General features: G+C 68.0%; 19 protein-coding genes and 1 tRNA gene. 7 read left to right on the top strand and 13 right to left on the bottom strand.

All coding sequences use genetic code 11. From position 1 onward, the window contains the following. Positions 1-5 precede the first annotated feature (5 nt). From IE307_RS14070 to IE307_RS14035, 8 genes are all read right to left on the bottom strand, one after another. Positions 6-1,667, bottom strand: coding sequence for a TIGR03767 family metallophosphoesterase (locus tag IE307_RS14070; protein WP_191298300.1), 1,662 nt, complete (start codon positions 1,665-1,667; stop codon positions 6-8). Between the two features lie 132 nt (positions 1,668-1,799). Further along, positions 1,800-2,144 carry a HepT-like ribonuclease domain-containing protein gene (locus IE307_RS14065; RefSeq protein WP_191298299.1) on the bottom strand — a complete coding sequence of 115 codons (345 nt, stop codon included), beginning with the start codon at positions 2,142-2,144 and terminating at the stop codon, positions 1,800-1,802. Continuing rightward, positions 2,134-2,430 carry a nucleotidyltransferase family protein gene (locus tag IE307_RS14060; protein WP_229904681.1) on the bottom strand — a complete coding sequence of 99 codons (297 nt, stop codon included), beginning with the start codon at positions 2,428-2,430 and terminating at the stop codon, positions 2,134-2,136. The genes IE307_RS14065 and IE307_RS14060 overlap by 11 nt, the downstream gene beginning before the upstream one ends. Before the next feature lie 59 nt (positions 2,431-2,489). Then, on the bottom strand, positions 2,490-3,284 hold the full coding sequence (locus tag IE307_RS14055; protein ID WP_191298297.1) for an exodeoxyribonuclease III: 795 nt from the start codon (positions 3,282-3,284) through the stop codon (positions 2,490-2,492). 11 nt (positions 3,285-3,295) lie between these two features. Beyond that, entirely contained in the window at positions 3,296-3,514 is a 219-nt protein-coding gene (locus tag IE307_RS14050; RefSeq protein WP_191298296.1) for a hypothetical protein, read from the bottom strand. A gap of 10 nt (positions 3,515-3,524) precedes the next feature. Further along, the gene (locus IE307_RS14045) at positions 3,525-3,836 is read right to left on the bottom strand and encodes an SH3 domain-containing protein (RefSeq protein WP_191298295.1); all 312 of its coding nucleotides are present in this window, start codon (positions 3,834-3,836) and stop codon (positions 3,525-3,527) included. A 167-nt stretch (positions 3,837-4,003) separates the two neighbouring features. Then, on the bottom strand, positions 4,004-5,227 hold the full coding sequence (locus IE307_RS14040; protein ID WP_191298294.1) for an NADP-dependent isocitrate dehydrogenase: 1,224 nt from the start codon (positions 5,225-5,227) through the stop codon (positions 4,004-4,006). Between the two features lie 79 nt (positions 5,228-5,306). Next, the gene (locus tag IE307_RS14035) at positions 5,307-6,149 is read right to left on the bottom strand and encodes an SDR family NAD(P)-dependent oxidoreductase (RefSeq protein ID WP_191298293.1); all 843 of its coding nucleotides are present in this window, start codon (positions 6,147-6,149) and stop codon (positions 5,307-5,309) included. Positions 6,150-6,265: 116 nt separating this feature from the next. Between IE307_RS14035 and IE307_RS14030 the strand changes: the two genes are divergently transcribed. The 3 genes from IE307_RS14030 to IE307_RS14020 all read left to right on the top strand — a co-directional run bounded on the left by IE307_RS14030 (position 6,266) and on the right by IE307_RS14020 (position 8,768). Further along, a complete protein-coding gene (locus tag IE307_RS14030) occupies positions 6,266-7,072 on the top strand; it encodes a metal-dependent hydrolase (RefSeq protein ID WP_191298292.1) in 807 nt (268 codons plus the stop codon). 259 nt (positions 7,073-7,331) lie between these two features. Next, positions 7,332-7,814: a hypothetical protein gene (locus tag IE307_RS14025; protein ID WP_229904680.1), complete on the top strand. Its 483-nt coding sequence runs from the start codon at positions 7,332-7,334 to the stop codon at positions 7,812-7,814. A gap of 9 nt (positions 7,815-7,823) precedes the next feature. Further along, entirely contained in the window at positions 7,824-8,768 is a 945-nt protein-coding gene (locus IE307_RS14020) for a ribose-phosphate diphosphokinase (RefSeq protein ID WP_191298291.1), read from the top strand. On the opposite strand, the gene IE307_RS14015 is transcribed toward IE307_RS14020, so the two are convergent. Continuing rightward, on the bottom strand, positions 8,769-9,395 hold the full coding sequence (locus IE307_RS14015; protein ID WP_229904679.1) for a TetR/AcrR family transcriptional regulator: 627 nt from the start codon (positions 9,393-9,395) through the stop codon (positions 8,769-8,771). Positions 9,396-9,505: 110 nt separating this feature from the next. Between IE307_RS14015 and IE307_RS14010 the strand changes: the two genes are divergently transcribed. From IE307_RS14010 to IE307_RS14000, 3 genes are read left to right on the top strand one after another with little or no spacing between them, the layout of a single operon-like run. Beyond that, positions 9,506-10,555, top strand: a complete 1,050-nt coding sequence (locus IE307_RS14010) for a medium chain dehydrogenase/reductase family protein (protein ID WP_191298290.1) — start codon at positions 9,506-9,508, stop codon at positions 10,553-10,555. Beyond that, positions 10,552-11,025, top strand: a complete 474-nt coding sequence (locus IE307_RS14005) for a TetR/AcrR family transcriptional regulator (RefSeq protein WP_191298289.1) — start codon at positions 10,552-10,554, stop codon at positions 11,023-11,025. The genes IE307_RS14010 and IE307_RS14005 overlap by 4 nt, the downstream gene beginning before the upstream one ends. Then, positions 11,022-11,606, top strand: coding sequence for an ABC transporter permease (locus tag IE307_RS14000; RefSeq protein ID WP_191298288.1), 585 nt, complete (start codon positions 11,022-11,024; stop codon positions 11,604-11,606). Before IE307_RS14005 ends, IE307_RS14000 begins: the two co-directional genes overlap by 4 nt. A gap of 5 nt (positions 11,607-11,611) precedes the next feature. On the opposite strand, the gene IE307_RS13995 is transcribed toward IE307_RS14000, so the two are convergent. Further along, positions 11,612-11,947, bottom strand: a complete 336-nt coding sequence (locus IE307_RS13995) for a nitroreductase/quinone reductase family protein (protein WP_191298287.1) — start codon at positions 11,945-11,947, stop codon at positions 11,612-11,614. A gap of 81 nt (positions 11,948-12,028) precedes the next feature. Between IE307_RS13995 and IE307_RS13990 the strand changes: the two genes are divergently transcribed. Further along, entirely contained in the window at positions 12,029-12,622 is a 594-nt protein-coding gene (locus tag IE307_RS13990) for a TetR/AcrR family transcriptional regulator (RefSeq protein ID WP_191298286.1), read from the top strand. A gap of 12 nt (positions 12,623-12,634) precedes the next feature. On the opposite strand, the gene IE307_RS13985 is transcribed toward IE307_RS13990, so the two are convergent. The 3 genes from IE307_RS13985 to IE307_RS13975 form a co-directional block, all read right to left on the bottom strand. Continuing rightward, positions 12,635-12,895, bottom strand: coding sequence for a metallothionein (locus IE307_RS13985; RefSeq protein WP_030478439.1), 261 nt, complete (start codon positions 12,893-12,895; stop codon positions 12,635-12,637). Next, on the bottom strand, positions 12,882-13,286 hold the full coding sequence (locus IE307_RS13980) for an MmcQ/YjbR family DNA-binding protein (protein WP_191298285.1): 405 nt from the start codon (positions 13,284-13,286) through the stop codon (positions 12,882-12,884). The genes IE307_RS13985 and IE307_RS13980 overlap by 14 nt, the downstream gene beginning before the upstream one ends. A 74-nt stretch (positions 13,287-13,360) precedes the next feature. Beyond that, positions 13,361-13,434, bottom strand: a tRNA-OTHER gene (locus tag IE307_RS13975). Positions 13,435-13,506: the final 72 nt, after the last annotated feature.

Here is a 13,506-nt window from a genome sequence, read left to right as displayed (position 1 = left end):
CCACTTCACCGCACCGCGACCAGCAACTCCGTGTTCCGGTCGAGCGGCGTCCCGAGCGGGTCCGTCCGCGAGTGGATGTCGTTGTAGGTGAACTCCCGGCACAGGCTCGCGAGGCCTTCGTCCGACCGGTCGTCGTAGTCGGCCTGGTAGGGCGCATCGGCTTCCAGTAACGTCGTGAACAGCGACAACGTGCCGTCCCCGTTGTCCGCGACCTCGATCACGCGGGCGTGCTGCGGGTAGTCGACGTGGGCCGCGGTGTTGATCTCCCAGAAGCTGCGACTGGGCGTCGCGTGCCGGTGCGGGGTGATCACGTTCCGGTGCGTGTGACCGTTGACCCACGCCAGCACGTTCGGAAACCGGTGCAGCAGGTTGAGGAGCGCCTCGCCGTTCACCCGCGGGTCGAGCGGCCTGCGCTTGTCGGGCAGGACGTTGCCCATCGTCGTGCTCGTGTGATGGCTGAAGAGCACGAACAGCTCGTCGGTGACGTTCTGGCGTTGCGGCAACCCGAGCCAGTCGTAGTAGAGCGAGCTGTTGCGCCTGAGCGTCTTCTCGATCCAGTTGAGCTGATGGAGCCCTATCGAGCCCGTGGAGAACCCCGCGAGGTTCGTGGTGTCCATGCTGATGCCCGTGACACCAGGCGCCATCCGGAACGTGTAGAACACGTCCACACCATCCGCGTTGGCGTCCGTGTACCCGTGCCCACCCGACGGCAGATGCTTGCGCACGAACTCACCCGTGGTGAACAACCTGCGCCTGTCGTCCGGCGTCACGGTGCGAACGACGCCGCTGTTGCCCGCGAGGATGGTGAGGGCCTCGGGGATCGCCGCGGGGTCGTTGAAGGCCTTGGCCACCTTCGCGTTCTGCACGGGGTCACCGAACCCGACGATCTTCTTCCGGCCGGTGTACCAGCTGTCGAGCAGCCCGTCCGGCAACGCGCCGACCACGCTGTCGTCGTGGTTGCCGATCGTCGAGTACCAGGGGATGTCCAGGCCGGGACTGGTGAACGTGCGGACGGCGGCGTCGAGCAACCCGTTGAGCTGCGGGAAGCCTTTCGCCTTGTAGTCGTCGGTTCCGGTGCGGTCCGGCTGCCAGAACGTGCTGATGCCCGCGTTCTGCACGCCCTCGTACCTGCTGTCGCCCGTGTTCGGCGTGATCGTGCCGCCGTTGAGGACCGCGAGGTACCAGTCGAGCTCGATGTTCTCGTGGTTGTCGGTGTTGTCGCCGGTCGTCATGAGGAAGTCGAAGGGCCTACCGGTCAGCGGGCCGTTCTTGACGGCGTTGACCCTTTTCACGAGGCTCGTCGACCCCTGCGTCGTCAGCGCCTCCTGCGGCCGGTGCGCGCTGGACCCCATGACCGGGTGCAGGTACTCAAAGCGCAGCGGGCTCTGGGCGTCACAGATGTGCATGTCGCTGAACTGCACGAAGCTGGCCAGGGCTTTTCGCCGGGCTTCCCGGTTGGGCTTGGCCGCGATCAGGTCGCTGCGGACGACCGCGGGCCACCCTGGGCCTGCTTGGAGTCTGCGGTAGCCGCTGGTTCCTGTGGGTGTGGCCGTGGTGTCGAGCGTGGTGCCCGCTGGTGCCGCAAACGCTTGGCTGTCGAGGAGTGGCACGCCTGCGGCACCCACACCCATCGCCAGCAGGAAAGACCGCCGGTTGAACCCTGTCATGCCGCTCCCCGATTCATCGATGGTGAATCGTGTTCATGTTCAGGGAGCGGGTGGGTGGAATCGAGGGGGCAGGTGGGTGACGGGAGCGATAAAGGCTGACCGGCCTGGACCGGTCGGCTCAGTCGATCGGGGTCATTCGAGCCCGGCGAGCAACTGGTGCAGCCGCTCCTCCAACTGTGGCCGTTTGTCCGTGAGCACCTGCCACACGAGCGCGTCGTCCACGCTGGCATAGCCGTGGATCAGGATGTTGCGGAAGGCCACGATGCGAGGCAGATCCGGTATCGCGTCGGCGAGTTCGGGGGAGACCTTCGACAGGTTGTTCAACGCCTCCCCGACGATCTCGAACTGCCGCTCGACAGCGGACCGCAGCATCGCGTCAGCCAGGTAGTCCGCGAAGGACTTCCCGCTGCTGAAGTCCGCCAGCAGTTCCACGGCGCGCAGGGCGTCCCACAGGTACGTGCGGGGATCACGCCGCATACAGGTTTTCCTTGCTGTCCATGACCTGCTGGCGGAAGTAGGGGTTGCGGATGCTGCTGTCGACCACCAGGTCGACAGGCCTGCCGAGGATCCGCTCAAGCCCCTCCTTCAACGCGAAGTAGGTGCCGAAGTGATCGAAGTCGTCCGCGGTCTCGAAGTCCACGAGGATGTCGACATCGCTGGTCAGCACGTTGAACGAATCGCCGACCGCGGATCCGAACACGTCGAGACGCCGAACGTCCAACGCCCGGCACAGTTCCTCGATCTCGGCCAACCTGGCTGCCACGACCTCGTGCACCCCCGTCACCTCCTCGGCCACGATTGTGCCCGATCAGGGACGTCGGGTCAGTCCGAGTAGACGACCGTGACCGGGGCGTGGTCCGACCAGCGCTCCGCGTACGTCGCCGCCCGCTCCACCACGGCCGAGGAAGCACGAGCCGCCAGCCCGTCCGTCGCGACCTGGTAGTCGATTCTCCACCCGGAGTCGTTGTCGAACGCCTTCCCCCGGTACGACCACCACGAGTACGGCCCCACCACATCAGGGTGCAGCGACCGGACAACGTCGTTGTACCCGGACGCGAAGACGGAAGTCATCCACTCCCGCTCGTACGGCAGGAACCCGGACTCCTTCTGGTTCGTCTTCCAGTTCTTCAGATCCGCCTGCTGATGCGCGATGTTCCAGTCACCGCACACGACCACCTCACGCCCAGCAACCGCCGCCTTCTCCCGCAACGACACCAGGTACGGCAGGAACGCCGCCATGAACCGGTCCTTCTCGTCCTGCCGGGGAGTACCCACGTCCCCAGACGGCAGGTACAGCGAAGCCACGACAACACCGGGCAGCTCGATCTCGACGTACCGGCCGCTCGCCTCGAACTCCGCGACCCCGAACCCCACACGCACGGACGTGGGTTCAACGCGCGAGAGCACACCCACCCCAGCACGCCCCTTCAGGACCGAAGGCGCGTACACCCCGTGCCACCCGGCAGGCGAGTGGAGATCAGCAGCCAGCTCGGCGGGCTCGGCCCGGACCTCCTGCAGACACACCACATCGGCGGAGGTGGAGGCCAGCCACGAGAGGTAGCCCTTCTTCGCGGCGGCGCGGAGACCGTTGACGTTGACCGTGGAGACCGTGAGCACGACGGAGGAGCCTACTTGGAGGCGAGGCCCCAGGGCTTCGGGTACTCGGCGTTGCAGCCGGCGCAGTGGGCGGTGAGGTCGAGGTAGCCGACGAGGGTGGCCATCTCGTCGCGGGGCAGCGCCAGTTGGCGCTGGCCGTCGATCTCGGTGTAGAGGCCCTGCCACTCGGGGTCACAGGAGCACTGCGTGACGCTCTTGCCTCTGCCCCACCGGAACATGTTGCGCAGCATGCCCGTGAGTTTACTTGCAGGTGGAGTCGCTGGTCAGCGCTACGAACTGCTGGCTCACCCAACGGCGGTCGCTGAGCATGCGGTAGTTGTTCTCCACGCGGGCCTGGGCGTCGGTCACGGCGTCGCGGGGCATGGTCGAGACGATCGGCTGCATGTCGCCGGGGCCGGAGCGGACGTTGAGGATGTCGGCGGTGACGGTGATCTTGCAGATCTCGGCCGCCTTGTCGCTGCCCATGGGTTTGCCGCCGTTCACGGCGTACATGACGCCGGCGACGCCGAGCACCCCGATCACGATCAGACCCCTGACCGGAACACCCAGCATGACGCCTCCCGTACCGCGAACTGCTTCCCAACAGCAGATATAGCGGCAAAGACAGACAGGAGGACGACGAAGCGCGGTTACCACCCGCAAGAGGAACCGACCGGGTGACGCGCGACGAGAAAGGCCACCCCGGTGTGACCGGGGTGGCCCTGTTCAGAAGGCGAACGTCAGAAGGACGCCATCTTCTTCTTGAGGTTCTCGTCGAGCGCGGCGAGGAAGTCCTCGGTCGTCAGCCACGCCTGGTCCTTGCTGATCAGCAGGGCCAGGTCCTTGGTCATCTGACCGGACTCGACGGTCTCGATCACGACCTCCTCGAGCGCCTCGGCGAAGCGGATCACCTCGGGGGTGTTGTCCAGCTTGCCGCGGTGCATGAGGCCACGGGTCCACGCGTAGATCGACGCGATGGGGTTCGTGGAGGTCGGCTTGCCGGCCTGGTGCTGGCGGAAGTGACGCGTCACGGTGCCGTGCGCGGCCTCGGCCTCGACCGTCTTGCCGTCCGGCGTCATCAGGACCGACGTCATGAGGCCGAGCGAGCCGAAGCCCTGCGCGACCGTGTCGGACTGGACGTCACCGTCGTAGTTCTTGCAAGCCCAGACGTAGCCGCCCTCCCACTTCATGGCCGCTGCGACCATGTCGTCGATGAGGCGGTGCTCGTAGGTCAGGCCCTTGGCGTCGAACTCCGCCTTGAACTCGGCGTCGAACACGGCCTGGAAGATGTCCTTGAAGGCACCGTCGTAGGCCTTGAGGATCGTGTTCTTCGTCGACATGTAGACGGGGTAGCCCCGCTGCAGGCCGTAGGAGAACGAGGCGCGGGCGAAGTCCTCGATGGACTTGTTGTAGTTGTACATGCCCATCGCCACACCGCCCTCCGCCGGGAACTCGGTGACGGTGTGCTCGATCGGGTCCGAGCCGTCCTCCGGCTGGAACGTGATCGTGAGCTTGCCGGCGCCGGGCACCTTGAAGTTGGTGGCCTTGTACTGGTCACCGTGGGCGTGACGGCCGATGATGATCGGCTTCGTCCAGCCCGGGACCAGGCGCGGCACGTTCGAGATGATGATCGGCTCGCGGAAGACGACACCGCCGAGGATGTTGCGGATCGTGCCGTTCGGCGAGACCCACATCTTCTTGAGGCCGAACTCCTCGACGCGCGCCTCGTCCGGCGTGATCGTGGCGCACTTGACGCCGACGCCGTGCTTCTTGATGGCGTTGGCGGCGTCGACGGTGACCTGGTCGTCGGTGGCGTCCCGGTGCTCGATGCCCAGGTCGTAGTACTCCAGAGTGACGTCCAGGTACGGGTGGATCAGCTTGTCCTTGATGAACTGCCAGATGATCCGGGTCATCTCGTCGCCGTCAAGCTCGACGACGGTGCCCTGAACCTTGATCTTGCCCATAATCCTGGGCGCTCCTCTCGCGACGATGCAAGCAGGACAAGCGTACTGGTAAACCGTCCGTCCGCGCCTGCGACCCTGGTTACACCGGTTCGGGGTTGCGGTCGGTCGACCGGCTCACGTGCTCCCACTTGTCGATTTCCGCATTCCGTGCCTGGTCTGCCAGGCGCACCATGTCCACCGCGTCGCTGCCCAGCAGCAGACACAGGGGCGGGGAGTCCATGCCTACCACGTCGAGCATGACCTCCGCCGCCTTGGCCGGGTCGCCGGGCATGTTGCCGTCGGCGCCGCGGACCATGCCGAGAAGTACCCCGACAGACGGAACGTAGTCCGGTCCGTGCTCGGTCACCACCAGAGAGCTGCCGGTCCAGTCCGTCTGCATGCCGCCGAGCTCGATCAACGTCGAGCGGACCCCGAACGGCGCGCACTCGGCGGCGAGGGTCTCGTTGAACCCGCGCAGCGCGAACTTCGACATCACGTACGGGCCGAGGCCGCCGCCGAGCGCGGTGTGGCCGGCGGTCGACCCGGCGTGCAGGAAGTGCCCGGACCGCTGTGCGCGGAGCACGGGCAACGCGGCGCGCGTGACGTTGACGACGCCCCAGAGGTTGACCTCCAGCTGCTCGCGGAAGTCCTCCTCCGAGCACTCCTCGATCGAGGTGACCCTGCCGACGCCGGCGTTGTTCAGCACGACGTCGAGCCGACCGAACTCGCGCACCGCGGTGGCCACGGCCTCACGGGCTTGTGCGGAATCACGCACGTCGAGTGCAACAGATCTGACCCGGTCGCCGTGTTGGGAGACGAGGTCGTCGAGATCGCGCGGGTCGCGGGCGGTCGCGACGAGCCGGTGCCCCGCGGCGAGAACCGCTTCCGCCGTCTTGCGGCCGACGCCGCGGGAACTGCCGGTGATGAGCCACACCTGAGACATGTCCGAACTCCATTCGCCAGCGATCAGTTGTCCGGACATATGGAGTTCACGTCTCAGCGCTTGATACCGAACGACTACTGTTTCCCACTGACGGGTGATCACCAGAAGGGGCGTAAGTGTCAACTGGGCCAACACATGCGATGAGCGGGCTGCTCGCCTGGAGCGCCGTGACCGCACTCGCGTCGACTCACCCGATCGGCCAGCTCTCGCCGCAGAGCTGGGCCGTGGGGGCGGTTCTCGCCACTGGCGCGGCACTCCTGCCCGACCTCGACCACCCCGGATCGACCATCTCGCGCACGTTCGGAGCACTGAGCAGCGGCCTGTCCGCGGGCATCAACGCGTTGAGCAGCTTCGTGTACCGGACAACGCGTCTGAAGCGGGATTCCAAGCGGGACGGCGGACATCGCGGTCTCACGCACACGCTCGTCTTCGCGATGTTCTCCGCCGTCTTCACCGCGGCGGTCATCCAGAACAGCCAGAAGTGGGCGCTGCCGGTGCTCATGTTCGTGTTCGCCGGTCTCGCGGTGCGCGGCATCATGAACGATTGGTGCCCCAAGCAGGACGCGTTGCTGATCACCGTGGTCTCTGCGGGGATCACCTGGGCGATGATCGCGTGGACCTCGCAGACGGACGCGTCCGCCGCCGCGTGCGGGATCGCCGTCGGCATCGGGTGCTTCGCGCACTACGTCGGGGACGCGATCACCGAGCAGGGCTGCCCGATCCTGTGGCCCATCCCGATCTTCGGCAAGACCTGGTACCCGGTCGCGCCGCCGAAGATCATGCGGATGAAGACCGGTGGCGTGGTGGAGATGGCGATCGTCGGGCCGATCGTGACGGTCCTGTCGATCTGGCTGGGACTCGCCGCGCTGCAGGGCACGGGCGCGCTGCCGTTCCTCGACTGGGTCGACCTGCTGCCGATCTGATCTGAAACGTTCCACTTCCAGCCATTCAGCGGCTACCTGAGCCTCACCCGATCGGTCTAGCCTCCACGAACCCGGACTTGCTGTGTGGAGGACCGACCGTGCCCGAGGCGGACATCGTTGTCGACCTGACCGGTCTGCCGTCGTGGAGAGCGTTGCGCACACCACATGTGAAGGTCGAGCGATCCTACGAGCCGCGCTGGCACCATGCGAGGTTCGAACCGCGGGCGGCCACACCCGAGGCTGCGCAAGTGGAGGTCAGGTGACCAGCACCTTCGTCGGCATCGACGCCGGCTACGAGAACCGCTGGGAAGCGGAGAAGATCGCGTTGGAGCTGCACGACACCGTGCTGCCCACGGCCAGGACGGTCGCGGTGCACGAGGTCGACGGCCACCACGCGATGTCCTTCCTCCTGCCGGTCCCCCCGTCCGACGCGGTGGTGAACTCACTGGTCGCGCAGGGCTTCGGCGTCTCGGTCCGCAGTGCGTCCTCAGGACGGCTGGTGGGCCCGGAGACGCTGCGAGCAGGCGCCTCCACCGCTGCTGAGGCCCACCAGTACCGCCGCGAGGGGCGCGCTCTGCGATTCCAGGGCCAACGGGCGTTGCGCGGCCGTCATGGCGTGTCGGACATCCTCGCGTTCACCGCCATCGAGGCCGTTTTCCCGCGCGACACGCACACGGTCGACACGCGCGGGAACCTGACGCCGTTCTTCCGCGACGGCAAGTTGGTGCTGGTCATCGACTAGGTTCGGGGTGTGCGTGACATCGCTGTCTTCAGTGGTTCTGCCCATCCCACCCTCGCCGCCGAGATCTGCGGCCACCTCGGTGTCGAACTCTCCCCCAGCCGTCTGACGCGGTTCGCCAACGACTGCCTCGAGGTGCAGTTGCAGGCGAACTGCCGCGAGCGGGACGTGTTCCTGATCCAGCCGCTGGTGCCGCCGGTGCAGGAACACCTCGTCGAACTCCTGCTGATGCTGGACGCCGCCCGCGGCGCCTCGGCGGCCAGGACCACGGTCGTCCTGCCGCACTACGCCTACGCGCGTTCCGACAAGAAGGACGCGCCCCGGATCTCGATCGGCGGCCGCCTGGTCGCCGACCTGATGGTGGCCGCGGGCGCGTCACGGGTGCTGGCGATGACGCTGCACTCGCCGCAGGTCCACGGGTTCTTCTCGGTGCCCGTCGACCACCTGCACGCCCTGCGCGAACTGGCCGCGCACTTCTCCCGGTACGACCTGACGAACACCGTCGTGGTGTCGCCGGACCTCGGCAACGCCAAAGAGGCGGCGCACTTCGCCCGCATCCTCGGGCTGCCCGTCGCCGCCGGCGCCAAGCAGCGGTTCGCCGACGACAAGGTGCAGATCTCGACCGTCATCGGCGACGTCGCCGGACGGGACGTGATCGTGCTCGACGACGAGATCGCCAAGGGCTCGACGGTGATCGAGCTGCTGGACAAGCTGCGCGAGCGCGGCGCCGGTTCGATCCGCGTGGCCTGCACGCACGGGTTGTTCTCGGCGGGGGCGCTGGACCGGCTGCAGGCGTTCGACGACGTGCTGGAGATCGTCGCCACGAACACCGTGCCGATCCCCGCCGAGAAGCACGTGCCGAAGCTGCGGGTGCTGTCGATCGCGCCGGCGATGGCCGAGGCGATGCGGCGGATCAACGTCGGCGAGTCGGTGTCGACGCTGTTCGAGGCCCCTTAGTCACTTCAGGTGCGCGAGTGCCGTGATCAGGCGGTCCCCGACGTCGTCCGGTCCCGGCATCTTGCGCACCACGGCCCGCTGGTGGGCGAGGCCGTGCAGACCCAGCCACAACGCCACCGAGTCGCCGTAGAGGTCGTCGCTGCGATGCGCGATCCCCTCCTCGACGCACTTGCCGAGCACCCCGGCGAGCAGCGTGAACGCGTCCACGCCCAGTGACTCGAGGTCGGCGTCGGTGATCGAGGTGTCCTCGACCGACGGCGTCCACAGGCCCCCGAACATGATCCGGTAGCGCTGCGGGTGCTCCCTGGCGAAGTCCAGGTAGGCGTTGCACACCGCGAAGAGCTGCGAGCGCCCGTCCTGCTCCGCGTTCTGAGCGGCCTCGTGCAGGACGGTGGCGAGCTTGGCCATCTCCCCCTGCACGACCGCCAGCATGATCGACGGCTGGTCCGCGAAGTGCGGGTAGATCGACGGCGCCGCGATCCCCACCTTGCGCGCGACCGAGCGCAACGTGACCGCGCGTTCGTCGCCGCCCTCGTCGAGGAGCGCGAGGGCCGCCTCGATGATCTCTTCTCTCAGCTTCCCGCCTTCACCCCTGCGGTTTCGCCTGCGCGGTTCCGTGTTCGTCACGGTCGTAACGATACACCTGAAAGTTTATGGCCGTTAGGTCTTGCGCTCGTCAACTTACGGGCGTTAGCTTATGTCCGTAAGCACAACCGGGACCGACACGAGGAGCCACGATGAACGCCAAGACCGCCACCACCCGCGCCACCGAGATCGTCCTGCCGGGCGTGGTCGAGCCCGACGGCCTGCACGTCCGGGTCCGCGACCTGCCGGCGCCGGGCGAGGGCCAGGTCGTCCTGCGGATGGAGGCCACCGGCGTCTCGTTCGCCGAGCAGCAGATGCGCCTGGGCAAGTACTACGACCAGCCCGCGTTCCCGTTCGTGCCCGGCTACGACGTCGTCGGCACGGTCGTCGCCGCGGGCCCCGGCGTGGACCGCGCCCTGCGGGGACACCGGTTCGCCGTGGTCACGAAGGTCGGTGCGTGGGCCAGCCACCTGATCGTCGAGGCCGGCGACCTGGTGCCCGTGCCGGACGGCGTGGACGCGGCCGCCGCCGAGACCGTCGCGGTCAACGGCGTCACGGCCTGGCAGATGCTGTACCGCACGGCGAAGGTCAAGCGGGGCGACACGATCGTCGTGCTGGGCGCGAACGGCGGTGTCGGCTCCACGCTGGTGCAGCTCGCCAAGCACGCCGGGATCAAGGTCATCGGCACGGCGTCGGCCCGCAACCTCGACGCGATCCGCGAGCTCGGCGCCATTCCCGTCGACTACCGCGACCCGAACATGTACGCCCGCATCCGCGAGCTGGCGCCCGAGGGTGTCGACGCGGTGTTCGACCACGTCGGCGGCCCCGCCCTGAAGGAGTCGTGGAAGCTGGTGCGCCGCGGTGGCGCGCTGGTCAACTACGGGTCGGCCGCGACGAAGGACGAGCCGGGCAGCGGGATGCTGCCGGTGCTCAAGCTGTTCGGTCAGCTGATGGTGTGGAACCTGCTGCCCAACGGCAAGCGCGCGGGCTTCTACAACTTCTGGGCGGGCAAGCGCTTCCGCCTCAACACCTTCCGCGCTCGCCTGCGCGACGACCTGGTGCAGGTGCTGAACCTGGTCGAGTCCGGTGCGGTCACGCCGCAGATCGCCGCGCGCATCCCGTTGCCGGAGGCCGCCGCCGCACTGGCGCTGGCCGAGTCCCGCACCGTCGTGGGCAAGGTCATCATCGTCCCGGGGCAATGAACAGGCCGGGCTGCCGCCGGCTGATCGTGGCGGTGGCGACCGCCCTGGTCGACTCCGACCGGGCCGTCACGCTGCGGGCCGTGTCCCGCGAGGCCGGTCTCCCCACCTCGTCGATCTACCCGCAGTTCCCCGACGCCGAAGCGATCTTGCAGGCCGTGTGCCACGAGGCCTTCCACGAGCTCGAGGCCGCCGTTCTCGGCGCCACCGGCCCGTACGCGGCAGGCCTCGCCTACCTCGACTTCGCCGTCGCGCACCCCCGCCGCTACCGCGTGATGTTCGGAGCGGCCGACCTCTCCGGACCCGCCCTGCGGCTGTTCACCCAGGTCCTCGCGGATCCCGATCGCGCCATGACGTTCTGGCTGGGCCTGCACGGCCTCGCCGACCAGCGCGCCTCGATCCGCCGCTCACCCCAGTTCGCGGTCCTCGCACCACGCCTGATCACGTCACTGATCTTCCGGGAGTCCCCATGAACGCCATCGCCCTGCGCCCCGCGGCCACCAGTGCCGCCGCGTCCACCGAGATCGACAACCGGCCCGCCTACCTGGGCTTCGCGTTCGCCTACGTGTTCGGCCACGGCTCCGCGATGCTCTTCAGGTCCGGCGCGGTCCTGATGCCGTCGTGGCTGCCCATCGCGTTGCTCGCCACCGGTCTCGCCGCCGGCACCGTCTTCGCCACGAGCGCGTCGCTGCGAGCGCAGAAAGCCGCCTCCGAAGCCCGGCGACGAGCCGAGAGGCTGGTGGGCACGGCCTGGATCACCGGCTTCGCCGCCCTGGCGCTGGCCATCACCGGCCTGAGCACCGCGTCCGACCAGCCCGAGCTGCAGACCGTGCTCTGGCCCGCCGGCTCGGCCATCGTCGTCGGCCTGATCTACGTCGCCGAGGGCGCCGTCCGCGGCAACGCGCTGCACTACAACCTGGGCACCTGGCTCGCACTGGTCGCCGCCGCGGCCCTGTTCGTCCCGGGAGCCGGTTTCTTCGGAGTGCTGGCCGTGCTGGGTGGCGGCGCCTACCTGGTGGCCGCGTTCCTGGAGCGTCGCCGCCTTGCCGCTTAAGGCTTCTACAGCTGCACTCGCACCGTGACGCGGCCCTTGCCGTCACGGTGCGATGTCGCGTGTCCGGTCCGTTCGGCGCCATCGAGCTCGAGGGTGAGCGGGCCGCCCTCACCGTTGAAGTTGCGCCACCAGGTCTTCTGGTCCGGCATCATCACCTGGATGTTGACGGTGTCGCCTTTGCGTTGGTAGCCAACGGGTGTGGTGAACGTGCGACCCGACTTGCGGCCCGTGTAGGACACGACGGTGATGCCCTTGCGCACGAGCTTCCCGACGAGCGGCGCGTCGCGCAGCCCGACGACCACCCTGTTGACGCGACCCACGATCGAGCTCTTGAAGTTCATGGTTCCGAACGTAGCCTGCTAAGTGGAGACCCCCGTCCGCTTGGCGCGAAGTGAGAAGAAGTGACTGCTGAACCGTCTCAGATGCGAGCCGATGCACGGGAGAACCGGGCACGGGTGCTGGCCGTCGCACGGGAGCTGTTCGCCGAACGCGGGCTCGAGGTGCCGATGGCCGCGATCGCTCGACGTGCCGGCGTCGGCGTGGCCACGCTGTACCGGCGCTTCCCCACCAAGGAAGCGCTGGTCGTGGAGGCCTTCACCGAGCAGTTCGCGCATTGCCAGGCCATGATCGACGATGCGCTGAAGGACCCGGACCCGTGGCGCGGGTTCTGCACGGTGATCGAGAAGGTGTGCCTGCTGCAGGCGTCGGACCGGGGGTTCACCGCGGCGTTCATGGCCTCGTTCCCGGACCTGCACTCGGAAGTGCGCGACCGGACCTGGGAGGACTTCGCGGCGTTGGTGCAACGGGCGAAGGACAGCGGTCAGCTCCGTGCGGACTTCTCGCCGCACGACCTGACGTTGGTGCTCATGGCCAACAGCGGGCTCGCCGGCGTGCCGGCGGAGGTCGCGACGGCCGCTTCCCGGCGCCTCGTCGCATACCTGCTGGAGTCGTTCCGAGCAGGCACGGACGCGCTGCCGCCACCCGTGCCGCTCAGCCTGGACCTGGTGCTCTCCTAGTCGGGCGGGCTCCTAGCCGGGGTGGGCGCCGACGGTGTCGCGGATCATCGCGCCCAGGTCGGCCGAGCCCATCCGCGCGCAGTGGGCGCAGCAGAAGAACTTGCCCTCCACCTCCACGCCGTGCCCGATCACGCGGCAGTCGCAGTGCTCGCAGCGCGGCGCGAGCCGCTGGATCGCGCACTCGAAGCTGTCGAACGTGTGCACACCACCGCCGACGGTGCGCACCTCGAAGGCCATCCAGTACTCGTTGCCACAGACGTCACAGGTCGCCATGCGCGGAAGACTGCGACACGTCGGGCGGGTCGGCAACTCGAGCGTCGAGTCGCGCGACGAGCGTCTTCGGTGCGATCACCCGATAGGCGTCCTCCACGAGATCGGCGACGACGCCCCAGTCGAGTTCGACGTCGAGGTACACGCCGAGCCAACCGCGGTGGCCGACGTAGGGCGGGCGGAAGTACTGCTCGGGGGCCTGGGCCATCAGGGTCTGCTGCACGTCAGGACCGGCGGCGCACCAGAACGCGCTGCGGTCGTCGTGGTGGTGGTCGGCGAGCGTCACGAAGGTCTTCTTGCCGCGGACGAACCAGGTGGGCTCGCCGTGGCTGGGCCGTTCGGTCACCTCGGGCAGTGCGAGGCAGAGGCGCCGCAGGTTCTCGAGTGCGTCCACCCGACCATCCTGCACCGTCCACAAAGGACTTGGAAGGAACCGGGGGAAATGCGGGAGCCCGAGAACGTTCTGAGCGGGACCGGCCGGATTCGAACCGGCGTTCTCCCCCCGTTCCGGAGGGCGCGTCGACCACTGCGCTACAGGCCCCATCGCCACCGCCCGTCCCACACTAGTCGGCGAAGTCCGGGCCGTATGCCCTGCGAAAGTGTTGGACCCAATA

It is taken from the genome of Lentzea cavernae (assembly GCF_014653695.1).
Taxonomy (GTDB): domain Bacteria; phylum Actinomycetota; class Actinomycetes; order Mycobacteriales; family Pseudonocardiaceae; genus Lentzea; species Lentzea cavernae.
Note: the sequence above shows the minus strand (reverse complement) of the source record. Positions and strands in the feature narration are given on the sequence as shown.